Annotated in this window: 23 protein-coding genes and 1 riboswitch; of the genes, 7 read left to right on the top strand and 16 right to left on the bottom strand. The window is 44.7% G+C overall.

Annotated features, from left to right (window positions below; genetic code table 11):
- The 8 genes from CCC70_RS14075 to CCC70_RS14110 form a co-directional block, all read right to left on the bottom strand.
- A complete protein-coding gene (locus CCC70_RS14075; RefSeq protein ID WP_287085115.1) occupies nucleotides 1-312 on the bottom strand; it encodes a metal-sensing transcriptional repressor in 312 nt (103 codons plus the stop codon).
- Between the two features lie 232 nt (nucleotides 313-544).
- Nucleotides 545-1,972 (bottom strand): tRNA (N6-isopentenyl adenosine(37)-C2)-methylthiotransferase MiaB, encoded by a 1,428-nt coding sequence (gene miaB, locus CCC70_RS14080; RefSeq protein ID WP_092070526.1) that lies wholly within the window; start codon nucleotides 1,970-1,972, stop codon nucleotides 545-547.
- 101 nt (nucleotides 1,973-2,073) lie between these two features.
- On the bottom strand, nucleotides 2,074-3,648 hold the full coding sequence (gene cls / locus CCC70_RS14085) for a cardiolipin synthase (RefSeq protein WP_270610593.1): 1,575 nt from the start codon (nucleotides 3,646-3,648) through the stop codon (nucleotides 2,074-2,076).
- Between the two features lie 80 nt (nucleotides 3,649-3,728).
- Complete coding sequence (gene rpsU, locus CCC70_RS14090; protein ID WP_004222305.1) at nucleotides 3,729-3,905, bottom strand: 30S ribosomal protein S21; 177 nt, start codon at nucleotides 3,903-3,905, stop codon at nucleotides 3,729-3,731.
- Nucleotides 3,906-4,070: 165 nt separating this feature from the next.
- Complete coding sequence (gene alaS, locus CCC70_RS14095) at nucleotides 4,071-6,713, bottom strand: alanine--tRNA ligase (protein ID WP_092070532.1); 2,643 nt, start codon at nucleotides 6,711-6,713, stop codon at nucleotides 4,071-4,073.
- Nucleotides 6,714-6,799: 86 nt separating this feature from the next.
- Complete coding sequence (tyrS, locus tag CCC70_RS14100) at nucleotides 6,800-8,026, bottom strand: tyrosine--tRNA ligase (protein WP_015524942.1); 1,227 nt, start codon at nucleotides 8,024-8,026, stop codon at nucleotides 6,800-6,802.
- Nucleotides 8,027-8,555: 529 nt separating this feature from the next.
- Nucleotides 8,556-9,035 (bottom strand): ribonuclease HI, encoded by a 480-nt coding sequence (gene rnhA, locus CCC70_RS14105; RefSeq protein ID WP_287085116.1) that lies wholly within the window; start codon nucleotides 9,033-9,035, stop codon nucleotides 8,556-8,558.
- A gap of 77 nt (nucleotides 9,036-9,112) precedes the next feature.
- A complete protein-coding gene (locus tag CCC70_RS14110) occupies nucleotides 9,113-10,381 on the bottom strand; it encodes a cell wall hydrolase (RefSeq protein ID WP_270652411.1) in 1,269 nt (422 codons plus the stop codon).
- A gap of 174 nt (nucleotides 10,382-10,555) precedes the next feature.
- Between CCC70_RS14110 and CCC70_RS14115 the strand changes: the two genes are divergently transcribed.
- Nucleotides 10,556-10,855 (top strand): hypothetical protein, encoded by a 300-nt coding sequence (locus CCC70_RS14115; RefSeq protein ID WP_092070538.1) that lies wholly within the window; start codon nucleotides 10,556-10,558, stop codon nucleotides 10,853-10,855.
- 19 nt (nucleotides 10,856-10,874) lie between these two features.
- On the opposite strand, the gene CCC70_RS14120 is transcribed toward CCC70_RS14115, so the two are convergent.
- The gene (locus CCC70_RS14120; RefSeq protein ID WP_255363762.1) at nucleotides 10,875-11,009 is read right to left on the bottom strand and encodes a hypothetical protein; all 135 of its coding nucleotides are present in this window, start codon (nucleotides 11,007-11,009) and stop codon (nucleotides 10,875-10,877) included.
- A gap of 106 nt (nucleotides 11,010-11,115) precedes the next feature.
- On the opposite strand from CCC70_RS14120, the gene CCC70_RS14125 reads away from it, so the two are divergent.
- From CCC70_RS14125 to folK, 6 genes are all read left to right on the top strand, one after another.
- On the top strand, nucleotides 11,116-11,472 hold the full coding sequence (locus CCC70_RS14125; RefSeq protein ID WP_022426549.1) for a hypothetical protein: 357 nt from the start codon (nucleotides 11,116-11,118) through the stop codon (nucleotides 11,470-11,472).
- Nucleotides 11,469-11,744, top strand: coding sequence for a hypothetical protein (locus CCC70_RS14130; protein ID WP_186582510.1), 276 nt, complete (start codon nucleotides 11,469-11,471; stop codon nucleotides 11,742-11,744). Before CCC70_RS14125 ends, CCC70_RS14130 begins: the two co-directional genes overlap by 4 nt.
- 220 nt (nucleotides 11,745-11,964) lie before the next feature.
- A riboswitch (THF riboswitch) is annotated at nucleotides 11,965-12,061 on the top strand.
- A 144-nt stretch (nucleotides 12,062-12,205) separates the two neighbouring features.
- Complete coding sequence (gene folE, locus CCC70_RS14135; protein WP_015524935.1) at nucleotides 12,206-12,763, top strand: GTP cyclohydrolase I FolE; 558 nt, start codon at nucleotides 12,206-12,208, stop codon at nucleotides 12,761-12,763.
- Nucleotides 12,763-13,239, top strand: coding sequence for an HD domain-containing protein (locus tag CCC70_RS14140; protein ID WP_287085117.1), 477 nt, complete (start codon nucleotides 12,763-12,765; stop codon nucleotides 13,237-13,239). The genes folE and CCC70_RS14140 overlap by 1 nt, the downstream gene beginning before the upstream one ends.
- A gap of 11 nt (nucleotides 13,240-13,250) precedes the next feature.
- Nucleotides 13,251-14,057 (top strand): dihydropteroate synthase, encoded by an 807-nt coding sequence (gene folP / locus CCC70_RS14145; RefSeq protein ID WP_092070547.1) that lies wholly within the window; start codon nucleotides 13,251-13,253, stop codon nucleotides 14,055-14,057.
- A 9-nt stretch (nucleotides 14,058-14,066) separates the two neighbouring features.
- A complete protein-coding gene (folK, locus tag CCC70_RS14150) occupies nucleotides 14,067-14,897 on the top strand; it encodes a 2-amino-4-hydroxy-6-hydroxymethyldihydropteridine diphosphokinase (protein WP_114002516.1) in 831 nt (276 codons plus the stop codon).
- A gap of 114 nt (nucleotides 14,898-15,011) precedes the next feature.
- Here folK and putP read toward each other — a convergent pair whose 3' ends face one another.
- The 7 genes from putP to nikB all read right to left on the bottom strand — a co-directional run bounded on the left by putP (nucleotide 15,012) and on the right by nikB (nucleotide 23,197).
- On the bottom strand, nucleotides 15,012-16,544 hold the full coding sequence (gene putP, locus CCC70_RS14155; protein ID WP_270652409.1) for a sodium/proline symporter PutP: 1,533 nt from the start codon (nucleotides 16,542-16,544) through the stop codon (nucleotides 15,012-15,014).
- 232 nt (nucleotides 16,545-16,776) lie between these two features.
- Complete coding sequence (locus CCC70_RS14160; RefSeq protein WP_270652408.1) at nucleotides 16,777-18,024, bottom strand: hypothetical protein; 1,248 nt, start codon at nucleotides 18,022-18,024, stop codon at nucleotides 16,777-16,779.
- Nucleotides 18,025-18,042: 18 nt separating this feature from the next.
- Nucleotides 18,043-19,008, bottom strand: coding sequence for an ABC transporter ATP-binding protein (locus tag CCC70_RS14165; RefSeq protein ID WP_270652407.1), 966 nt, complete (start codon nucleotides 19,006-19,008; stop codon nucleotides 18,043-18,045).
- The gene (locus CCC70_RS14170; protein WP_287085118.1) at nucleotides 19,001-19,786 is read right to left on the bottom strand and encodes an ABC transporter ATP-binding protein; all 786 of its coding nucleotides are present in this window, start codon (nucleotides 19,784-19,786) and stop codon (nucleotides 19,001-19,003) included. Before CCC70_RS14170 ends, CCC70_RS14165 begins: the two co-directional genes overlap by 8 nt.
- A gap of 14 nt (nucleotides 19,787-19,800) precedes the next feature.
- Nucleotides 19,801-21,369, bottom strand: a complete 1,569-nt coding sequence (locus tag CCC70_RS14175) for an ABC transporter substrate-binding protein (RefSeq protein ID WP_270652406.1) — start codon at nucleotides 21,367-21,369, stop codon at nucleotides 19,801-19,803.
- Between the two features lie 58 nt (nucleotides 21,370-21,427).
- Nucleotides 21,428-22,258 (bottom strand): nickel transporter permease, encoded by an 831-nt coding sequence (gene nikC, locus CCC70_RS14180; RefSeq protein ID WP_173722916.1) that lies wholly within the window; start codon nucleotides 22,256-22,258, stop codon nucleotides 21,428-21,430.
- Complete coding sequence (gene nikB / locus CCC70_RS14185; RefSeq protein WP_021651480.1) at nucleotides 22,259-23,197, bottom strand: nickel ABC transporter permease; 939 nt, start codon at nucleotides 23,195-23,197, stop codon at nucleotides 22,259-22,261.
- Nucleotide 23,198: the final 1 nt, after the last annotated feature.

A 23,198-nucleotide genomic window follows, 5' to 3' on the forward strand; every position in this document is an offset into this window, starting at 1 on the left:
TTATTTCATCAGCTTCTGGAGGGTTGCTACCAGCTCATCAATGGTCTCATCCTTACCTTCCCGGATATCCCGGGCAACGCAGGTGCGGATGTGGCTGGCAAGCAGCTCTTTGTTGAACGCATTCACTGCAGCATTGACTGCGGCGGACTGGATCAGGATATCATTACAGTAGGCATCATTCTCCATCATTCCTATAATGCCTCTGATCTGGCCTTCAATACGTTTCAGACGGTTGATCAGCTTTTTTTTCTCCTCCTCTGAACGTGCAGTGTATTTTTCACAACAGCAGGGACAGGCTTTCTTTTCAGACATAGGCTGTCTCTCCTTTCCTATAAATACCCTCATAGGGTATCCTCTATATATGGAATAATATATACCCTCATGGGGTATTTGTCAATAGAAACAGTATTTTTATAATAAAAAAGCCCGCTCATCCGATAATGGCAATGAGCGGGCAATATAAACTTATAATTAGCCGAATCAGGTAAGTCCCCAACGGGGTTGCGAAAAGCAAAAAGCAGTGGGTGGGGACTTGGCTATAATTCTACTCTTCCACGATATGTCCGAAATAATAGAATCCCTTGCAGGTATCCAGGCTTACTTTTACATATTTGCCGATGAGATCTTTTTCTCCCGGGAAATGAACCAAGAGATTATGCTGGGTACGACCTGTAAGAGTACCCTTCTCCCGGTTTTCGTCTTCTACCAGGATTTCCTGAATGGTTCCCTGGAAACGGGAGGAATTTTCCCGGCCCTTTTCCTGTACCAGGGTAAGAAGACGGCTGAAACGGTCTTTTACCACATCCTCCGGCACCTGATTTTCCATGCCGGCTGCAGGGGTTCCGCTTCGTTTGGAATAAATAAATGTGAAGGCAGTATCGTAATTTGCTTTTCTTACAACATCCAGTGTTTCCTGGAAATCTTCTTCTGTTTCTCCCGGAAATCCGACCATGATATCTGTTGTCAGCGAAATATCCGGGATCGCCTTACGGATCTTATCTACCAGCTCCAGATATTTCTCCTTGTCGTAACGGCGGTTCATTTCCTTTAAGACTCTGCTGCTTCCGGACTGCAGCGGAAGATGCAGATGGTGACAGATCTTCTGGCTCTCTGCCATGGTCTGGATCAGCTCATCGGACAGGTCCTTCGGATGGGAAGTCATAAAACGGATACGCTTCAGCCCTTCGATCTTTTCCACTTCTTTCAGAAGTTCTGCAAAGGTTACCGGTGTTTCCAGAGTTTTTCCGTAGGAGTTTACATTCTGACCAAGAAGCATGATCTCAGTAACGCCATCTGCGACCAGTTCCTCGATCTCGCGGATGATGGCCTGTGGCTCGCGGCTCTTTTCGCGGCCGCGGACATAAGGAACGATGCAGTAGCTGCAGAAGTTATTGCAGCCAAACATTACGCTGACTCCTGTTTTGAAGGAGTATTTGCGGGAAGTTGGCATGCCCTCTACGATCTCATCGGATTCCTTCCAGATATCAATGATCTGGTCGTCGGTCTGCAGCGTCCGGTAAAAAAGCTCCGGGAATTTGTGGATATTATGGGTTCCGAATACAAGATTTACATATTTATAATCCTTGCGGATCTTTTCCACTACGTGATGCTCCTGCATCATACATCCGAACAGTACGATCTTCATATCCGGGTGCTCCCGTTTGATGCTCTTTAAATGTCCAAGATGTCCATAGATCTTCTGATTGGCATTTTCCCGGACTGTGCAGGTGTTAAATACAACTGCATCGGCATCCTCGGTATCTACCATTTCATATCCCATTTTTTCCATGATGGCCGCAATAGACTCTGTCTGGATGGAGTTCATCTGGCATCCTTCATTCTGGATGTGGAAGGTGGGACGTTTCGTACTGCTTTTGGCAAGAAGCTCTTTACATTTTTCAATGTACTGAAGCTGGATCTCTGTTTCTTTGTTCTGGCTCAAATCAATTCCTCCAATAACTAAAAATTTCATATGTATCTATAAATTATTTTTCTTTAGACAATATCAGACGGGAGCATTGAACTCCCGTCTGATATATCATACAGAATTTACAGTTGTCTGTCAAAGAGTTTTTATAATAGCGGTGCAAAAACTCTCAGTACGTTCTGAATGGCACGTACCACAATATTTCTCTTCTGGCAGAATGCCAGATCAATGGGATCACAGTACTCCAGGGTTTCTGTAAAATCATCCCGGATATCCAGGATCACATCATTCTTATACATCCAGACACCATCTTCAAAATGCAGATAAAGGCTTCGGTAATCCAGATTTATGGTTCCTACGACGCCTACTTTGTCATCACAGACAAAAGATTTTGCATGTAAAAATCCCGGCTGGTATTCGTAGATTTTTACACCTGCTTCCAGAAGCTGCTTATAATAAGACTGTGTCAGCAGGAAGACCATTTTTTTGTCCGGGATACCTGGTGTCATGATCCGGACATCCACACCGCTTTTTGCAGCGAGGCACAGGGCGGTCATCATCTCATTATCTATGATCAGATATGGTGTGCAGATATAAACATAGTTTTTGGCGCGATTGATAATATTAAGATAAACGTTCTCTCCTACGATCTCATCGTCCAGGGGGGAATCACAGAATGGCTGGACATAACCGCTTCCCGGAAATTCGTTGGGGTGCCACCTGTGCGGAACATAATTTCCGAAATCAAGAGAAGTATCTGTTCTGGTAACGATTCCCCACATATACAGGAACATAGCTGTCATATTCCAGACGCCTTCTCCTTTCAGCATAACGGCTGTATCCTTCCAGTGACCAAACCGTTTTCGCTGATTGATATATTCGTCAGCCAGGTTGATGCCGCCGGTAAAACCGGTCCAGCCATCGATCACACAGATCTTACGGTGGTCACGGTTATTCTGGATAATATTAAGGATCGGACGGAACCGGTTGAATACTTCGCATTTGATCCCCCGCTGGCGCATCTCCTGATCATACTTGTATGGCAATGTGGTAAGGCAGCCGAAGCCGTCATAGATCAGTCGGACATCCACTCCTTCTTTAGCCTTTTTCTCAAGGATATTAAGGATCGTCTGCCACATTACCCCGTCATTTATGATGAAATATTCGATAAAAATAAAATGCTTTGCCTGCTCCAGTTCATGCACCAGAACCGGAAACATATCATCTCCTACCTGGAAATACTCTGCTGTGGTATTCTCGTGAACAGGATATCTGGAATATTGCCAGATATAATCCGACTGGATCCTCATGGAACGGTCGTCTTCGTTTAAACGTTTTCTTGTGAGCTCTGAGCCTTCCAGGTATTCTGCAGTTTCATCAATAAGATTCTGATAATGCTGTTCCATCACAGTACCGATCCTTGATTTACCGAAAAGAAGGTACAGGGAAACACCAAATACCGGAAAAATAAGGATCAGCATCGTCCAGGCGAGCTTATAGGATGGATTGATCTTTTTATTTACGATCCACAGAACAACCAGAAAACCTATGGCCTGCATTCCGATCGTCACCCATCTGGAGTATTCCATAATCCGGAAAAGGGCGATCAGCAGCCATGCCAGCTGCACAACAAGAGCCAGAGCTACATAAAAAATTCGATTAAATAATAATTTAAGGAGCGATCGCAATGGTTTGATAATCAGTTTAATAAACAAATTCATATTTCTTTCCTTCGTCAAACGTTCCTGTTTCTATTTAATTAAAAATCCCTGACCATACAGCCAGGGATTTTTGCGCACAATTAATTATATTTACGTTTTCTTGCGGCTTCAGATTTTTTCTTACGACGAACGCTTGGCTTCTCGTAATGCTCTCTCTTACGGATTTCCTGCTGGATTCCCGCCTTAGCACAGCTTCTCTTGAATCTGCGAAGAGCGCTATCTAAAGTCTCGTTCTCTTTTACGATAACGTTTGACATAGACTCACACCTAACCTCCCTCCAGTTGTAGATTGTGCTAAAATACAACTGTCTGGGTATTTTTCTTGCACGAGTGTTATTATATAGCATAACATGTGCTTTCGTCAACATCTTTTTCGATTTTTATGAAAAAAATGTCAAAACTGTAAATCACGTACAACTTTGTTATTTTGTGAGCTGTTTTTCAAGGATTCCTGCTGCTGCGTCCATAGCTTCCTGGGCCTTTTCCGGATTCTTTCCGCCGGCCTGTGCCATGTTCGGACGTCCGCCGCCGCCACCGCCAACGATCGCTGCCACTGCTTTGATCAGGTTTCCTGCATGAGCGCCTGCTTTCTGAGCTGCATCCGTTGCCATTGCAAGAAGATTAACCTTGCCGTCGTTTACTGCTGCAAGAAGGACAACACCTTCGCCAAGCTGCTCTTTCAGTTTATCACCCAGGTCTCTGAGACCGTTCATGTCAACACCCTCAACTTTGGCTGCAAGGAGTTTTACGCCGTTTACTTCAACGACTTTATCCATGACATCGCCAAGTGCACTCTGGGCAGCTTTGCTCTTGAGGGATTCATTTTCGCTCTGAAGAGCCTTTACCTCAGCCTGCAGGTGGCTGATCTTTTCTACAACCTCGGCTGTATTGGCCTTTAATGCTTTTGCAGCCTCATGGAGAAGCTCTTCCTGCTTTCTGTAGTATTCGATAACTGCTTTGCCGGTAAGTGCCTCAATACGGCGTACACCAGCTGCGATACCGGATTCGGAAACGATCTTAAAGAGCATGATGGAGCTTGTATTCTTTACATGAGTACCACCACAGAGCTCTTTGGAAAAGTCTCCCATGGATACTACACGTACCTTCTGGTCATATTTCTCACCAAAGAGAGCCATTGCTCCGGATTTCTTGGCTTCTTCCACATCCATGACATCTGTATGAACATCAAGACCTGCCTGGATCTCTTTGTTTACAAGCTCTTCTGTTGCCTGGAGTTCTTCTGCTGTCATAGCCTGAAAATGAGCAAAGTCAAAACGAAGTCTGTCCGGAGTTACCAGAGAACCCTTCTGCTCTACGTGGGAACCAAGAACGGTTTTCAGTGCTTTCTGAAGAAGATGTGTTGCACTGTGGTTTTTCTCGGTATCTTTTCTTGCTTCTTCGTTTACCTTCAGGGATACTGTCTCACCTGAGGAAATCATACCGGATTCCATATGTCCTACGTGACCGAATTTACCGCCGCGGAGTTTGATGGTGTCCTCAACAACAAATTTACCGTTTGCAGTCTCGATCACACCGGTATCACCTTCCTGTCCACCCATTGTTGCATAGAAAGGAGTCTGCTCTACAAATACGGTACCCTTCTGTCCCTCTGTGAGAGAATCTACGATCTCTGTTTCTGTGGTAAGGACAGTAACCTTGGAATCAAAGGTAAGATGATCGTAGCCGACGAATTCTGTTGTTACGTTTACATCAATATCATCGTATACGGTTGCGTCTGCACCCATATAGTTGGTTACTTCACGGGCAGTACGTGCCTTGACTCTCTGTTCCTCCATTGCTTTCTGGAAGCCTTCTTCGTCAATGCCGTAGCCTTTTTCCTCAAGGATCTCTTTTGTAAGGTCAAGAGGGAATCCGTACGTATCATAAAGCTTGAATGCGTTGTCACCGGAAAGAGTCTTTTCACCTGCTTTTTTCATATCCTCTTCCATGTCGGAAAGGATGCGAAGTCCCTGATCGATAGTTTTGTTAAACTGATTCTCCTCATTTGTCAGTACACGGAAGATGAACTCTTTCTTCTCCTCAAGCTCCGGATATCCGGCTTTGGAGCTCTCGATCACCTGTGCACTCAATTTTGCAAGGAAAGTTCCCTCGATGCCAAGAAGACGTCCGTGACGTGCTGCACGGCGGATCAGACGGCGGAGAACATATCCACGTCCCTCATTGGTTGGCATGATTCCATCGGAGATCATAAATGTTGCGGAACGGATATGGTCCGTGATCAAACGGATGGAAACGTCATCTGCATAGTTTTTATCATATTCTTTATGTGCGATCTCGCATACAAGATTACGAAGTGCACAAATTGTATCTACATCAAAAATAGAATCAACATCCTGAACAACTACAGCAAGACGCTCAAGTCCCATACCGGTATCGATGTTTTTCTGTTTCAGGGTTGTGTAGTTTCCGTTTCCATCGTTCTCGAACTGTGTGAAAACGTTGTTCCATACTTCCATGTAACGGTCGCAGTCGCAGCCTACCGTACATCCGGGTTTACCACAGCCGTATTTTTCGCCACGGTCATAGTAGATCTCAGAGCATGGACCGCATGGACCTGCGCCATGCTCCCAGAAGTTATCCTCTTTTCCGAAACGGAAAATACGTTCAGACGGAATCCCTACTTCTTTGTTCCAGATATTGAAGGCTTCATCATCATCCAGGTAAATGGATGGGTAGAGACGGTCTGCATCAAGCCCTACAACCTCAGTAAGAAACTCCCATGACCAGTGGATGGCTTCTTTCTTGAAGTAATCACCAAAAGAGAAGTTACCAAGCATTTCAAAGAAAGTACCGTGACGTGCGGTTTTACCTACATTTTCGATATCTCCGGTACGGATACATTTCTGGCAGGTTGTCACTCTTGTTCTTGGCGGCTTCTCAGCACCTGTAAAATATGGTTTCAGCGGAGCCATACCTGCATTGATCAGCAGAAGACTCTTATCTCCCTGAGGAACCAGGGAAAAGCTTTTCATTACAAGATGGCCCTTGCTCTCCATAAAGTCAAGGAACATCTTACGAAGTTCGTTCACTCCGTACTTTTTCATGTTGTTATCCTCCTTGTGTCAACCCTACCTGTCAGCATTTCCGGAATGCCATAGCTTTATCCCGGAAATGTCACAGATATGGGAAATTATTTTACACAGATCTTTTTGAATTTTTTCTTGCCTCGTTTCAGAACGATCCCGTCCCCTGCAAAAGCATCCTTCTCAACCGTATGGTAAATATCGGTGAGCTTCTCACCATCGATGGATACACCACCCTGCTGGATCGCACGGCGACCCTCGGAACGGCTTGGTACCAGCTCTGCTTTTACAAGAAGTGTGATCAGGTCGATTTTTCCTTCCTCGTCAAAATCTTCCTCTGAAAGCTCTGTTGTAGGCATATGAGAAGTATCTGCACCTGAGAACAGTGCGCGGGCACCCTCCTGTGCTTTCTTGGCTTCCTCCTCACCGTGTACAAGCTCTGTCAGCTGGTATGCAAGGATCTCCTTGGCTTTGTTCAGCTCGCTGCCTTCCCATTTGGCCATCTCGTCGATCTCCTCAAGAGGAAGGAAAGTAAGAAGACGCATACATTTGATAACGTCAGCATCGTCTACATTTCTCCAGTACTGGTAGAAATCGAACGGGGATGTCTTATTCGGATCAAGCCATACAGCTCCGGACTGTGTTTTTCCCATCTTTTTGCCCTCAGAATTGAGAAGCAGTGTGATGGTCATGGCATAGGCATCTTTGCCAAGCTTACGGCGGATCAGCTCGGTACCGCCAAGCATGTTGCTCCACTGGTCATCGCCACCGAACTGCATGTTGCAGCCGTATTTCTGGTACAGCATGTAGAAGTCGTAGCTCTGCATGATCATGTAGTTAAATTCCAGGAAGCTTAAGCCTCGCTCCATACGCTGTTTGTAGCACTCTGCTGTCAGCATACGGTTTACGGAAAAGTGAGCACCTACCTCACGGAGAAGCTCTACATAGTTAAGGTTCATAAGCCAGTCAGCATTGTTTACCATAAGAGCTTTTCCATCAGAGAAATCGATGAAACGGCTCATCTGCTGCTTGAAGCAGTCAATATTGTGCTGGATGGTTTCTTTTGTCAGCATCTGACGCATATCGGTCCTTCCGGACGGGTCACCGATCATTCCTGTTCCGCCGCCGAGAAGGGCGATCGGACGGTTTCCTGCCATCTGCAGTCTCTTCATCAGGCAAAGAGCCATGAAGTGACCTACATGAAGGCTGTCTGCTGTAGGGTCAAAGCCAATATAGAATGTGGCTTTCCCGTTATTTACCATCTCTTTGATCTCGTCTTCGTCTGTAACCTGTGCGATCAGGCCACGTGCTTTCAGTTCTTCCCAAACTGTCATTGTTCTTTCCTCCTGTATAGCTTTTATGTTTACGCTTTTATTAAAATTTATAATTTATAGTATCAGCGTAAAAAATAAAAATGCCCGGTTCCTGTCCGTTTAGGACGAGAACCGGGTCCCGCGTTACCACCTAAATTTACAGAAAACTCGCATTTCCTGCCTCATAAAGTGAATTTACATCCCATTATATCCATATATATCAAGATATAAAACCACTTCAGCACAATAACGGGTGCCATTCCGTCGCAGCCTATCTATAATACGTTATTACTATAAAATTCACAATTTACAGTATCAAATCCCGATTCGGTGCGCAGCTCCGGGATGTATTCACAGAAGTTCTACCCTGCGCCTCTCACCTGCCGGCTGCTCTCTGTGGGGCTTTCCTCAAGCTACTTCTTCCCTTCCAAGCCTTTTACTATACTATATGAAGTATACAAACTGCTTTTTTGTTTGTCAAGAAATTTTAATATTGTTTTGACAACTTAAAGTGGCAGAATATTACTATTCACTCCGTTCTCAATTTCTGTTAGCCATTTATTCCCTCATCTACGTAAAGGTCATTGCCGTCTGCCGCTGATGTGGCAAGCTGATCACACCGTTCATTTAACGGATTATCTGCATGGCCCTTAACCCAGTGGAAGCTTACCTGATGCTGCTCCTTGGCCTTTAAAAGGCGTTTCCAGAGATCTACGTTCTTCACATCTTCGTTTTTTCCACGTTTCCAGTTTTTCTTCAGCCAGGCATCGATCCAGTGCTGATTAAAAGCATCTACCAGATATTTGGAATCGGAATACAGATCCACCTGGCAGGGGCGGTTCAGTGCTTCCAGTGCTACGATGGCTGCCATCAGCTCCATCCGGTTGTTTGTGGTTTTTTTGTAGCCTCTGGACAGTTCACGTTCATGTAACTGGCCTTTAGTATCGATGTACTGAAGAACTGCTCCGTAGCCTCCCGGTCCGTCCGGATTTCCCCGGGCTGCACCATCCGTATAGATTTTTACCTGCATATTTGCTTCTCCTTAAATTTTCAATTTTATGTCCATACGCCTGTTTGTTCAAAGTTTACTGCCGGAGACTATGTTGCTTATACCCAGTCTACAAAAAATGTATGGCCTTTGTAAGTTTCATATTTCACTTTATTGAAATTCAGATTCTGGTTCCAGAAATAGCTGGTCATCATGAAATACATATAATTAAAATCTTTCTGTTTAAATCCGCTGAGTGTCCTGGCTTTGCCGGAAGTGACATGTTTATTGAAAATAGTCATTGCTTCTCTTGCAGCCTGATAAGCAAGAGTACGGTTTTCAAACTGACCATTGAGACGTTTGAGAAGGGCCCCGTTCCGCACTACAGAATACTGTGGGGTTGTGCTGCTTCCGATATTCTCATAGATCACGCCTCGTATCGTAGATGGAAATTCCTTGTCCGATTTGATCGTACGGTTCAATACACAGAGTGCTACTGCTTCCATTCCGATCTTGCCCTGATCGCCTGCTTCTGATTCGCAAAGTGCGGCCAGAAGTGCTTCATCTGAGGTCTTTCCGTTTGCAATTCCGGGATGACTCTTATATTCCTTGACCATGGTGTAATATCTGCTGTTTCTGGTATCATAAATTTTAACATTTCCGTTTCCGACATTTACATTAGGTTTGGTAGTCTTCGCAGTGGCCACTCCGTTTGCTGCGATGGAGTATGTAATTCCATTCACTGTCACGGAGGTACTTACTGCCATGACACCGTTGGATTTAAAATAATAGTTCTTCTGATCGATCGTCTTCAGACCAGTATACATATAACCGGTACTGGTGGCAAAATAGTAGCTGATATTTTTGGATTTGTTTTTTACCCATTTGGTTGCCATATAACCGGAAGTTTTGTAAAAATAACGTTTCTGCCCTTTGCTGTTGGTGAGCCAGCCGGTTGCCATAATGCCTCCGCCTTTTGTGAAATAACGTTTCCTTCCCTTGCTGCAGTTTACCCAGCCTGTGGTAAGCTTACCTGTTTTGGGATTGAAATAGCGCTTATGGCCTTTGGAATCTGTCATCCAGCCGGTTGCCATAACACCCTTGCCTTTTGTAAAATAGTAGGTATATTTGCCATTGACCTTCATCCAGCCCTTTACCTGTACTCCAGTCTTTGGGTTAAAGTAGTACTTATATCCGCCCAGGGTCAGCCAGCCTTTCTGCTTGCTCCCATCACTTTTTATGTAGTATGTTTTTCCATCGATAGTTTTAAAGCCTGCAGTGGCAGCCTGTACCTCTTTTGCAGAAGCTGAAAAGACTGTGCTTCCCACGATCAACAGCATGGCAAGCATCAGACCCTTCAGCCATTTTTTTGTTCTGAAACTCTTCATAATTTTCCCCATTTCCTGTTTTAGATATAAAAGCTAGTTTGCCTTAAAAATTACAAAAATGTTACATTTCGTTTATTATATCGTAATGAATAAACACTGTCAACTTTTTTGTAACTGTGGACGGACTCCTGCCATATGATGAAGTGTAAATAAAATTTGCTGGAGGACTTATCGATGAGTGACTTAGCGGCTACCAATTGTGGATGTGATTGCGGATGTGGTTGTGATTCCGGATGCAGCACAGGATGTGGATGTAACAATAACTGTGGCTGTAATAATGGCTGCGGAACTTCCTTGTTTGGAAACGGTGGAAACAGCTGCTCCTGTATCCTTTGGATCATCTGTCTGATGTGTTGCTGTGGAAACAACAGTGGCTGTGGCTGTAATAACAACGGCTGCAACGACAGCTGTTGGATCATCATCCTTCTTCTGCTTTTGTGCGGAAATGGATGCGGCTGCAACAATTGCTGCTGATCTTTTGAAAAGGCAGAGGTTATTTCCTCTGCCTTTTCTGCTGCCGTTTTTCTGCTTCCTCCTGTTTCTGTTTTTTCTCTTCCAGACATTTCAGATCTATTTCATAAAAAGAATTTCCATCAATGACAAGTTCCTGTTTTTTTTCAGATTCCATAATCACATTCCTTTGAAAAATTTCTTCTATATATAATATGACCAGAGAAGGTTTCTGTCATATTTCTTTCTGCAAATTCATAGATTTCAGGAAAAAGGATTTTTTTATGGAACAGGAGCCTATCGCACGTACTGCTCTGGATGAAATGGTGGAAAGTGACCAGGATCAGATGCTGAAAGCCATGATCCCGTACCTTCCTTCTTCCGGGCAGCGGTTTTTATCTGTGTATACGAAAGTCCGGGAACTTCGGAATACCATGTCGCTTTTTCAAAGCAGCCGTAGAACAGCCGATCTGCAGGCTACCGGTTTTTCCGGCACCGATCCTCTGGAAATGCTGCAGGATATCCGTAAGTGCTGTGGCGGAGAAAATCGCCGTCAGATCGATCATATCACCAGTCTTATGGCTACGATCCAGATGCTTCAGATCATGAATGAAGATTCGTCAGGAGGTGAGAATCCATGAGTGATGACTGGAAAAATAATCCCCGGCTTTCCGGAATGGACCCTCAGAAGCTTTCCATGCTTCAGGGACTGGCAGATCAGGGATTGGGGAAAAATCCGTCCGAACTTCTGCCTTTTATCATGGGCGCAGCTTCTAAAGGAAAAAATGCGGGCTTAAATTTCAGCTCTGATGAGATCTCCACTATCATAGAAGTTCTGAAAATGGGGAAAAGTCCGGCAGAGTCAGCTAAGCTTGACAGAATTGTGAATCTGATGAAAATGATACGTCATTAACAGCTTTGTGATCCCGGAACAGCAGTTATTCTGTTCCGGGATTTTCTACTTTGTAATTCTTTTTATATTTGTCGGAATATAATCTGCAAAAATCTGACATATCCATAGATTCTATCGCATAATTCATAGAACATATTCCCTATTTTTGTGATATTTTTTTATCATTTTCCCTTTCTTCTTATATCAGTATATGGTATACTTGTCCGTGAAATGAATGATATGCAAAATAGGATTTTATGCGTCAAGTGTTTGGCGAATGGGGAGTTGTCGCCAGAACGAAAAGTACGTCTTACGGTATGAAATCCGCACCCGTTGCAGCAATATAAGAGAATATCTCATATTGTGTAGGGCTTTTTCGACATACGTTCTATTACAATTGGAGATATCTTTTTTTATGCGCAAAAATAAAAGAGACAGTCTCCGAAAAACGTGATTTTTTTAACAAATGGAGGTTGTTATTTATGGTAGACAAAGCAAAAGTTGAAGAGGCGATCAAGCTTCTTCTCGAGGGAATCGGCGAGGATGTAAACAGAGAGGGACTGCAGGGAACTCCGGAACGTATCGCCCGCATGTGCGAGGAAATTTATGGCGGACTTGATAATGAAGCGGATGAACATCTTCAGAAACAGTTTCATGTAGAGAACAATGAAATGGTTCTGGAAAAGGATATTACCTTTTATTCCATGTGCGAACATCATCTTATGCCTTTTTACGGTAAAGCTCATATCGCATATATCCCAAATGGCAAGGTTACCGGCTTAAGCAAGTTGGCCCGTACCGTTGATGTGTATGCAAGAAGACCGCAGATCCAGGAACGTCTGACTGTGCAGATCGCAGATGCGCTGGAACGTGTTCTCGCTCCTAAGGGAATCATGGTTATGCTGGAAGCGGAGCATACCTGCATGACCATGCGTGGAATCAAAAAGCCGGGAAGCAAAACGGTTACGACTGTTACCAGAGGTGAATTTAAAGAAAATATGGAGCTTCAGAAACAGTTCCTTGCTATGGTCAAGGACTGATGGACAGAGTGAATCAGATCTGGAATCATCCGCTCTATCAGAATGAGCTTAATAAGCTTCAGCTTCTGGAGACTGACCGTGAATTCTGCAGACATACACCGGAGCATTTTTTGGATGTGGCACGCCTTGCCTATATCCGGGCACTTGAGGAAAATGCTCCTATTTCAAAGGAACTGATCTACTGTGCTGCCCTTCTTCACGATATCGGACGGGCCAGACAGTATGAAGATGGCACTCCTCATGATGAGGCCGGTGCTGCTATCGCAGGACAGATCTTAAACGAGCTTGGATTTTCTATGGAAGAAATGGAAGCGATCATTGCGGCAATACGTGGTCACAGAGCTCAGACGGATCCGACAGTTCTTGGAAAACTGCTCTATACTGCGGACAAAAGCTCCAGAAACTGTTTTTCCTGTAAAGCAGAGCCGGAATGTTACTGGTCTCCTGCTAAAAAAAATATGACGATCCAATATTAGGAGGTTTTTCCATGAAAATCGGAAATCGTGAGTTTGATGTAAAAAACAAAACATATATTATGGGTATCCTAAATGTCACACCGGATTCTTTCTCAGATGGCGGAAAATGGAACGATATGGATCATGCCCTGAAACATACAGAAGCTATGATCGCCGAAGGTGCTGATATTCTTGATATCGGTGGGGAATCCACACGTCCGGGACATACACCGGTTGGCGCACAGGAGGAGATCGAGCGTATTCTTCCTGTTATCGAAGCAGTAAAAGGGCGTTTTGATATCCCCATCTCTGTAGATACCTATAAGGGATGTGTTGCGGAAGAAGCCCTGAAACACGGAGCAGATCTTATCAATGACATCTGGGGACTGAAATATGATCCTGAAATGGCTCCTGTCATTGCCAGATATCAGGCTCCCTGCTGTCTGATGCATAACAAAGATAATACTGAATACAATAATTTTATTGTGGATATGCTGGCAGAAACCCAGGAATGTGTCAATATTGCCAAACGTGCCGGTATTGCCGATGATAAGATCATCCTTGATCCTGGTGTCGGATTTGGTAAAACCTATGAGATGAACCTGATGACCATGGATAATCTAGAGCTTTTCCGGAAGCTGGGATATCCGGTACTTCTTGGTACCTCCAGAAAATCCATGATCGGACTTGCCCTTGATCTTCCTGTAGATCAGCGTGTAGAGGGGACTCTTGCCACATCGGTGATCGGTGTTATGAAGGGGTGTGCATTTGTCCGTGTTCATGACATCAAAGAAAATAAACGCGTCATCCAGATGACAGAAGCTATTCTGGGACGTTAGGAGGAACTGATGGATAAAATCGAAATCAGAGATCTTGAGATTTTTGCAAACCATGGTGTCTTTCCGGAAGAAACAGCTCTCGGACAGAAATTTGTTGTTTCTGCTGTTATGTATACAGAAACACGTCCGGCAGGGCTGACAGATGATCTTTCTGCTTCCATCAATTATGGAGAAGTCAGTCATATGATCACCGATTTTCTTCAGAAAAATACTTATAAACTTCTGGAGGCTGCTGTGGAGAATCTGGCAGAGATGCTGCTGCTTTCACTCCCTCTTCTTAAAAAGATCACCCTCCGTATTGAAAAGCCCTGGGCTCCGGTAGGCCTTCCTCTGAAAACCGTTGCTGTGGAAATTACCCGAGGCTGGCATACGGCTTATATTGCTTTTGGTTCCAATATGGGGGATAAGAAGAAATACCTGGACAATGCGATCCAGGGTCTTCGGGATATGAAAGAGATTGTTGTTGAAAAGGTTTCCGAGTATCTTGTAACGGAGCCTTACGGGGATGTAGAGCAGGATGAGTTTCTCAACGGAGCCTTAAGAGTCCGGACGCTGCTTTCTCCGGAGGAGCTTCTTGACAGGCTGCATGTGCTGGAACAGGCTGCGGACCGGAAAAGGATCATTCACTGGGGACCAAGGACACTGGATCTGGATATTCTGTTTTACGATAATGAGATCATTGATACAGTGGAACTACATGTGCCTCATATTGATATGGAAAACAGGGATTTTGTTTTGAAGCCTATGGTGGAGATCGCACCGTATCTTCGGCATCCGGTGTTGAATTTAACAATGGAGCAGTTGTTAAAAAAGCTTGAGGGAAAAACTTTGGCGGTGTAACTTTATTTATTAAATAATAAAAAGATAACAAGCCCGATACAGATTGTAGTAAAGATATCTGTATCGGGCTTGTTTTGTATCCGTGTGAATTATTGACTATTATCGAAAAATATTTTATTTCTGGTTTACCAGGTCGAATTCGTCGGTGATCTCTTTGGATGGTGCCTTGGTAATGAGGCTGACGATGATGTTTGCTGCAATGGCCACCAGGAATGCGGGAAGAAGTTCATAGATTCCCCAGGCGCCGCCGAGCGTGCTGATTCCGTATTTCCAGATAAATACCATGGAACCGCCGCAGATCATTCCTGCCAGAGCTCCCTGCCAGTTGGAACGTCTCCAGAATAATGCCAGAAGTACCACCGGGCCGAATACGGCTCCGAAGCCTGCCCAGGCAAAGGATACGATAGTAAACACAGAACTGTTCGGGTCGCGGGCAATAAACATAGCTACTACTGCGATGAGAAGAAGCGTGATCTTATCGGCTACCATGCTTTCTTTTTTTGTTTCTTTATCCTTCAGGATACTTCCGAGAAGGTCGGAAGAAACTGCTGAGGATGCTGCCAGGAGCTGAGAATCTGCAGTTGACATGGTGGATGCCAGGATTCCTGCAAGGATGAGTCCTGCAAGGATTGCTGCAATTACACCATGTTTACTGAGAAGATCTGCGATCTGAACGATAATTGTTTCAGATGCGGAGCCTTCCAGAAGGTCAAACTCTCCTGCTGCTGTCATTCCAAGTCCTACCACACCGATCAGTACTGCTACTGCCAGTGAGATCACTACCCATGTAGTTGCTACTCTTCTGGAAAGTGTAAGCTTCTCTTCGTCTTCGATCGCCATGAAACGAAGAAGAATATGCGGCATTCCGAAATATCCAAGTCCCCATGCAAGCATGGAAATGATATTAAGCAGTGGATATGCCTGTTCTGTTCCGGTTGTTGGATCATATGTAGTAAACATAGTCAGATATCCGGGTAGTGATCTTGCATGGTCTGCAACTGCTTCAATACCACCTGCTGTGCTGATCCCGAATACAAATACGATCACAAGAGCGATGGACATGATGATACTCTGGATAAAGTCCGTGGTAGATGCTGCCAGGAATCCTCCCAGTGTGGTGTATCCAACGATGACCAGTGCACTGATGATCATAGCTGGCAGATATTTTACACCGAAGAGACTTGCAAAAAGTTTACCACAGGCTGCAAATCCGGAAGCTGTATACGGAATAAAAAAGATCACGATAAAAATCGCTCCGATAGACTGCAGGATCTTTTTCTCATCTCTGTAACGATTACTGAAAAAGGATGGCAATGTAATGGAATTTCCTGCCACATGTGTGTAGCGGCGGATTCTTTTTGCCACGATCCTCCAGTTTACGTAAGTTCCGATCGCAAGGCCAATGGCTGTCCAGCCTGCATCTGCAATACCGGTAAGATAAGCAAGTCCCGGCAGGCCCATCAGAAGCCAGCTGCTCATGTCAGAAGCCTCTGCACTCATAGCTGTGACAAGTGGTCCAAGCTTTCGTCCTCCAAGATAGAAATCAGAACTGTCATTATTGTTCTTGGAGCAAAGATAACCTACAAAGAGCATTGCACCCAGATAGACGATAATGGCTGCCATTATACAAATATGTGCTGTTGTCATTGTTTCTCTCCCTTCCATGTTTCTGCTTTAAAATCACAAAACATGAGGGATTTTGCTTATGCATCCCCATGCTTTCTGCTTTTAAACCAGTTTTACACATATTTATAGATTTTATTATATTAACTTTAGAAAGTAAAGAGGATTTTTCGTTTTTTTACATAAAAAAGTATTTTATATGAAGAAAAAGGGCTGAACCATATAAGGCGGCCCAGCTCTTTTTCAAAATCTCTGTTTATTTTTCTTCCATACGCTTCTGCACATCTTCCACTGTATATGCTTCTGTCAGTGCTTTCATATCATCCGGTGTAGTGTCTGGATTATATGACTTGATCACTTTCATCAGATCTGCACAGCTGTATGCATTTTCATAAATGTCCTGTGTATATCCGTAAAGCTTATTGAAAGAAGCTTTATCGGATGCACTCCAGAAGCCCTGATACAGACGCACTGTATTAGAATCAGCGTCGTCGGTATTTGCCTCCGGATAACCGGCCATTGCATTGTACAGAATCGCAAAAGCAGGACCGCCCATGGATGCATATTTACCGGCAATGTAATCAATTTTAGGATTTCCAAAGGAATCCTCAGTATTGATCTCATCATGGTTTTCCTGGGAGAAGCAGTCAACTGCTCCGATCTTGATATTGGAGCCCTGCTCATCTTCTTTTGCTGTAACGATCTTCATGATCTCATCTACATTGAAGGTACAGAGAACTGCATCATAATTTCCGTCTACAAAAGCATGTTTCAGATTATTGATTCCTTTTGGGGCTGTCATATAGCCAGGACAGATGGTAATGCTGATATCATCTTTTCCTGTATCTACAACGGTTGTTTCCTCAGATGCCGCAAGCTTCTCAACATCCTCGGAATAAGTCAGCCCCTCCTTCTCAGCCAGAGCTTCCAGAACACCGATCGCTCTCTGAAGATGCATGTAGTTTCCAGCGGAGGAACCACCTGTCAGCACAATATATTTGCTGGTGTCTGCATCTGCAAAATACTCTGCCATATTATAGCCGGCTTCATAATCTGCTTTTGCATCCGGCCCTACGTTTCCAAGAAAATACTGGCTGTTTTTTATCTTGTCATAATCTTCATCACTGATGTTTCCAGAACCAAGAACATAATACATTTCCTCCTCATCGCAGGTTTCTACGATCTTCCGGATATCCTGTCCGTAAAAAGAAATGATCCCGCTCACGCCCTGCTGCTTCATTGCGCGGATGAAATCGCACTCATCCTCCGCAGAATTGATATTTCCTGAAAAATAAAACTTAACCGGAAACCCCTGCTGGATGTACTCTCTGTAATAGTTCATGAACATATTCATTTCCGGGCTGTCCTGATTATATACTACAACACCTATTGTATATTGGATATCTCCGTCTTCGACAGCAGCAGAAACTTTTTTTCCGCCAACTGTAAAAACGGCAAGCAGCAACAGCAGAATGCCCAGTACTTTAAAGTTTTTAAAAATCATACTGTTTTGTGCCTTTCTTTATTTTTCCGTTACATAATGGCAGGCTACTTCATGTCCGGGCTCTACTTCTGTAAGCACAGGACGGATCGTCCTGCATTTCTCCATACAGTGTTCACAACGATTCTGGAATGGGCAGCCATGAGGAACATCCAGAGGGCTGGGGGCCTCACTTTCGATGCTCTCGATCATTTTGTTCTGATCCATATGAATGGAAAACTGTGCTTCCAAAAGAGCCTGCGTATACGGATGAAGAGATTTTTTTGCCACGTCCTCTCCAGGAATTACCTCCACGATATTCCCGAGGTACATGACAGCAATCTGATGAGCAAAGGAACGGATCAGAGCCAGGTCATGGCAGATAAAAAGCATGCTGATGTTTTTCTCCTTCTGGAGACGTACCAGAAGCCGGATCACGGACTCCTGTACGGAAACGTCGAGTGCAGAGGTAGCCTCGTCACATACCAGGATCTCTGGTTCCAGGGAAAGTGCCCTGGCAATACTGATACGCTGACGCTGTCCGCCACTCATGTTATGGGGATAACGGTCTGCAAAATCTCCGGGAAGCTCTACCATTTCCAGAAGCTCTCTGGCTTTCGCTTCCTTTTCGCTTCTTTTCAGCTTTCCGTAATTAATCAGAGGTTCTGTAAGAATATCCACGATCTTCATTTTCGGGTCAAAGGACGCCAACGGATCCTGGAAGACCATCTGCATGTTCTGACGGTTCAGCCAGGTTTCTTTTTTGGAAAGATCAGAGAGGTTTTTTCCATGGTAAAGGATCTCTCCGCTGGTCGGTTTGTCAAGAGAAATGACCATGCGGACAAAGGTTGATTTACCGCAGCCACTCTCTCCTACGATTCCCAGAGTTTTTCCTTTATAAACGTTCAGGTTCACATCGTTGCAGGCTGTTAAAGTTCTGCCGCCGGAAGCCGGAAACTGTTTTACGATATGTTTTGCACTGAGTACGATATCGGATTCCTTAAACATAACGCTGTCCCTCCATTTCCGGCACTGCAGCCAGCAGTTTCTTTGTATAGTCACTGGTCGGATGCTCCATGACCTCATCTCGTGTTCCCTGATCCACAACTTTTCCGTTCTGCATAACAACAAGCTGATCAGCCATATAGGCTGCTACACCAATGTTATGAGTAACAATGATGATACCGGTTCCGAAATCATCACGGAGCTCCATCATCTGGCGTACGATCTGTGCCTGTGTAGTAACGTCCAGCGCACTGGTCGGCTCATCTGCAAGAAGCAGCTCTGGGTTAAAAGTCATGGCCATGGCAATACCAACTCGCTGGCGCATGCCACCGGAAAGCTGGTGTGGATAACTTTTCATGATATTTTCCGCGTCCGGAAGACGCATTTTCTGAAGCATGGAACAGCCTTTCTTCCATGCTTCTGCTTTGGATACATCCGTATGTGTACAGATATATTCCACATACTGACTTCCAATCTTACGGATAGGGTTCAGGGTTCCGCCGCAGTCCTGGAAGATCATGGAAATGCGGGTACCCCTTAAATTTCTCCATTCATCCTTTGTATTGGAAAGCAGAGAATGTCCGTGAAACTGAATATCTCCGGTGCTGACCCGGCCACCTCCGGCAAGTGCGCCGAGGACAGCACGGATCACGGTTGTTTTTCCACTTCCACTCTCGCCTACCACACTGATGATCTCACCCTTCTTCATGGAAAGGTTGAAATGTTCAATGGTAGGTACCTGTTTTCCGTACTGAACGGAAAGATCCTTGATCTCAAGCATAAATAAACGCTCCTTTACTCGGCAAGAGTGATATCCTTTGTCAGCCAGTAGTAATCCATCGGATACATTTTAACACCTGTTACCTTTTTGTTAGAGAAGAGGTAGGTTGTCTCATAACCAAAGAATACAGTTGCAGCATCATCCATGATATCCTGCTGAATATCGATGATAAGATCTTTTCTCTTGTCCTCATCAAATGTCTGCGCAAGCTCGTCAAGAAGCTTGTCAACCTCCGGGTTATTGTATCCTGCAGTATTGTTTGCAGAGGAGCTGTACCAGTTCTCTCTTAAGTAGTTCTCAGGGTCTCCAGTGTTTGCTACCAGCACGTTCCAGATCAGAAGGTCATACTGACCGGAATCTCTCATGTCAAGAAGTGTCTCATAACTTACTGTATTCAGGTTTACGTTGATACCGATCTCCTTCAGACTGGCCTGTGCTGCCTGTGCGTATACACCAAGCTCGGCACGGCTTGTGTAGATAACAAAATCAAGAACAAGAGGATCTCCGTCAGGAGTTTCTACAAATCCGTCACCGTCAACATCTTTGTATCCGGCCTCATCAAGGATCTTCTTTGCGCTGTCCGGATCATAGGAATTCTCATCCTTCAGATCATCGAATCCAAAGTCAAGTGTTGGAGGAACCGGTGCTTTACCAGCTGTTGCACCCCCCTCAAGAAGAGTGTTGCAGTATGTTTCCTTGTCAAGGCCACGAAGAAGTGCCTGGCGAAGAGCCTTATCGCTGAGTGCATGATCCTCATTCTGGTTCATGAATGCATAGGTGGAACGAAGAGACTGAAGCTCCTGGATGTCGTAATTGTCATTTCCCTCAAACTCAACCAGGTTCTCTGTTTTCAGGTTGTAAGCGATATCGATCTCACCTGTCTGAAGAGCCATGGAACGTGTTGTCTGGTCATCCACACATTTCAGTGTAACTTTATCAAGGGGAACTTCTCCATCCCAGTAGTTCTCATTTTTTACTACGATACAGGAATCCGTCGGGCTGAAGGACTCTACTGCGTAAGGTCCTGTACAGATTGGTCCTTCCATGGCAAATGTAGAATCATCTACATTTGTATCTACGATCAGAAACAGCGGGTCTGCAAGGCATCCGGCCATGTTTGCATTTGCTCTGTTCAGGTGGAAGATCAGGTTCTGTCCGTCAACCTCGATGCTGTCAAGATCAAAGAATTCCGGAACACGGTCACTTTTTTCAGCGGTACGCTCGATGGAGGCTTTTACCATCTCCGGTGTCATATCGTCACCGTTGGAGAATTTTACACCCTCACGGATCTTGAAGGTCCATGTCTTTCCGTCTTCGCTGTTCTCCCACTCTTCTGCAAGGCATGGAACGATCTCACCGTTCTCATCGAATTTTGTGAGGCACTCGCCGATCGCATAACGGGATACAACCCAGCTGAAATACTGCTCTGTCGGCTCCAGTGTATCTGCAAAGCTTGTTACTCCGATGGTGATTTCCTTATCACTTTTTTTGTCACCTTTTGCCTGAGCCACTGTTGCCATTGAAAGGGTCATCATACATGCAAGTGTAGCAGCCAGCACTTTTTTAACTACATTATTTCTCATTTCATCCTCCTAAAGATAATATACTGATTATATGGTGTTGGTTTGTTACAGAGTTGTTTTATTGATCCTGGCGCGGATCCAGTACATCACGGATGCTGTCTCCAAGCATGTTGAAAACAACAACACAGATCACGATAGCGATACCAGGGTAGATCATAAGCCATGGCGCCTTTGCCATGTAGGTTCTTCCTTCATTCAGCATTAGTCCCCACTCCGGTGTCGGCGCAGTTGCACCAAATCCCAGGAATGAAAGGGAAGCCAGCTCCAGCATCATAGTTCCGATATCTGCTGCCGCAGTTACCACCATCTGGGTTACCATGTTGGGAAGAATGTGTACAAGAAGAATTTTCCAGGTCTTTGTTCCGTTTACTATAGCTGCCTCTATGTAAAGACTCTTCTTGACTTTCAAGACCATACTTCGTGCAAGACGGGCATATTTTGTCCAACTTACAGCCGCAATGGAGATAACGGCATTGACCAGGTTTGGTCCAAGCATACCGGCAATGGCAATGGCCAGTACAAGCCCAGGGAAGGAAATCATCATATCTGCGATACGCATGATCACTGCATCCACAACGCCGCCGAAATATCCGGCAATAACTCCTAAAAATGTACCGATGACAAAGATCACCGCAACCAGACATAAGGTCATGATCAGAGAGGTTCTTGTTCCGAAGATAACACGGGAAAGAAGATCTCGTCCAAGCTTATCCGTTCCGAACGGATGAGCGGAGCTTGGCTCCTGCAGTGATTCGGTCATAACTGCATCCAGTGGATCATATGGTGAGAGCTGCGGCGCAAAGATCGCAATTCCGATCACTACGAGACCCAGAATGAAGAAAAGAGTGAACTGTTTATTTTCTTTGAATGTTCGTAATACCTTTTTCAATTATCTATCCTCCTTAAGTCTTGGATCGAGATAAGTATAGGACAGATCCACAAGCAGGTTGATGCACATGTACAGGATCGCGATCCAGAGTACATAGCCCTGTACAAGAGGATAGTCACGACAGGAAATCGCCTTTACTGCCATATTTCCCATTCCAGGCCAGTTGTAAATGATCTCTACAACTGCAGTACCTCCCAGAAGACTTCCAAGGGAAAGCCCCAGCAGCGTTACCAGCGGAAGCATAACATTAGGAAGAACGTGTTTCCAGAGAATGACGCTTTCCTTAATTCCACGCATTCTTGCACCTGTGACATAATCCTGGTGAAGTTCCTCCAGTACTGCACTTCTTACCTGTCTGGTATATTTTGCAGACATAGCAAGTGCAAGAGTCAGCGCCGGGAGGATCATGGATTTAAAATCCGTACTGCCCCCGGCAACATTGATCCAGCGAAGCTGAACACCAAAGATGCTGAGAAGGATCAGGCCCAGCCAGAAGCTTGGAACAGATACTCCCACAAAGGTAATTCCTCTCACAAAATAATCCGGGAATTTGTTCTGATATACAGCGGCCAAGATTCCAAGCGGTATGGAAATAATGACCATCATCAGAAGTGCCAGCAACGACATCCTCAGCGTCGGCCAGAAACAGGATACCAGTTTATCTGTTACCGGCATTTTGAAAGAATAGGACTGTCCCATATCTCCTGTAACAACACCCTTCAGCCAGGAACCATACTGCACGAGAAATGGCTGATCAAGGCCAAGCTCATGTCTTGTCTGTTCCAGAAGCTCTGGTGTAGGAAGATTACCACACTCTGTCAGCATGATCTCCGCAGGATCACCAGGTGACAGGTAGGTCAGTCCAAATGTGAAAAAGCTGATTCCAAATAATACAATGATGATTTGGAGAAATCTTTTTCCTACTTGTTTCTTTGTCACG

Source organism: Blautia sp. LMAG:89 (genome assembly GCF_008679485.1).
In the GTDB taxonomy this organism is placed as follows: domain Bacteria; phylum Bacillota; class Clostridia; order Lachnospirales; family Lachnospiraceae; genus Blautia_A; species Blautia_A fusiformis.

Bases quoted from the DNA above. Each gene is read 5' to 3' on its own strand.
- CCC70_RS14075 (WP_287085115.1), bottom strand. From the start codon at position 312: ATGTCTGAAAAGAAAGCCTGTCCCTGCTGTTGTGAAAAATACACTGCA.
- CCC70_RS14120 (WP_255363762.1), bottom strand. From the start codon at position 11,009: ATGGAATCTGAAAAAAAACAGGAACTTGTCATTGATGGAAATTCTTTT.
- rpsU (WP_004222305.1), bottom strand. From the start codon at position 3,905: ATGTCAAACGTTATCGTAAAAGAGAACGAGACTTTAGATAGCGCTCTT.
- folE (WP_015524935.1), top strand. From the start codon at position 12,206: ATGGTAGACAAAGCAAAAGTTGAAGAGGCGATCAAGCTTCTTCTCGAG.
- CCC70_RS14110 (WP_270652411.1), bottom strand. From the start codon at position 10,381: ATGAAGAGTTTCAGAACAAAAAAATGGCTGAAGGGTCTGATGCTTGCC.
- CCC70_RS14160 (WP_270652408.1), bottom strand. From the start codon at position 18,024: ATGATTTTTAAAAACTTTAAAGTACTGGGCATTCTGCTGTTGCTGCTT.
- tyrS (WP_015524942.1), bottom strand. From the start codon at position 8,026: ATGACAGTTTGGGAAGAACTGAAAGCACGTGGCCTGATCGCACAGGTT.
- cls (WP_270610593.1), bottom strand. From the start codon at position 3,648: ATGAATTTGTTTATTAAACTGATTATCAAACCATTGCGATCGCTCCTT.
- CCC70_RS14130 (WP_186582510.1), top strand. From the start codon at position 11,469: ATGAGTGATGACTGGAAAAATAATCCCCGGCTTTCCGGAATGGACCCT.
- folK (WP_114002516.1), top strand. From the start codon at position 14,067: ATGGATAAAATCGAAATCAGAGATCTTGAGATTTTTGCAAACCATGGT.
- folP (WP_092070547.1), top strand. From the start codon at position 13,251: ATGAAAATCGGAAATCGTGAGTTTGATGTAAAAAACAAAACATATATT.
- putP (WP_270652409.1), bottom strand. From the start codon at position 16,544: ATGACAACAGCACATATTTGTATAATGGCAGCCATTATCGTCTATCTG.
- CCC70_RS14140 (WP_287085117.1), top strand. From the start codon at position 12,763: ATGGACAGAGTGAATCAGATCTGGAATCATCCGCTCTATCAGAATGAG.
- miaB (WP_092070526.1), bottom strand. From the start codon at position 1,972: ATGAAATTTTTAGTTATTGGAGGAATTGATTTGAGCCAGAACAAAGAA.
- CCC70_RS14165 (WP_270652407.1), bottom strand. From the start codon at position 19,008: ATGTTTAAGGAATCCGATATCGTACTCAGTGCAAAACATATCGTAAAA.
- rnhA (WP_287085116.1), bottom strand. From the start codon at position 9,035: ATGCAGGTAAAAATCTATACGGATGGTGCAGCCCGGGGAAATCCGGAC.
- CCC70_RS14125 (WP_022426549.1), top strand. From the start codon at position 11,116: ATGGAACAGGAGCCTATCGCACGTACTGCTCTGGATGAAATGGTGGAA.
- CCC70_RS14170 (WP_287085118.1), bottom strand. From the start codon at position 19,786: ATGCTTGAGATCAAGGATCTTTCCGTTCAGTACGGAAAACAGGTACCT.
- CCC70_RS14115 (WP_092070538.1), top strand. From the start codon at position 10,556: ATGAGTGACTTAGCGGCTACCAATTGTGGATGTGATTGCGGATGTGGT.
- CCC70_RS14175 (WP_270652406.1), bottom strand. From the start codon at position 21,369: ATGAGAAATAATGTAGTTAAAAAAGTGCTGGCTGCTACACTTGCATGT.
- alaS (WP_092070532.1), bottom strand. From the start codon at position 6,713: ATGAAAAAGTACGGAGTGAACGAACTTCGTAAGATGTTCCTTGACTTT.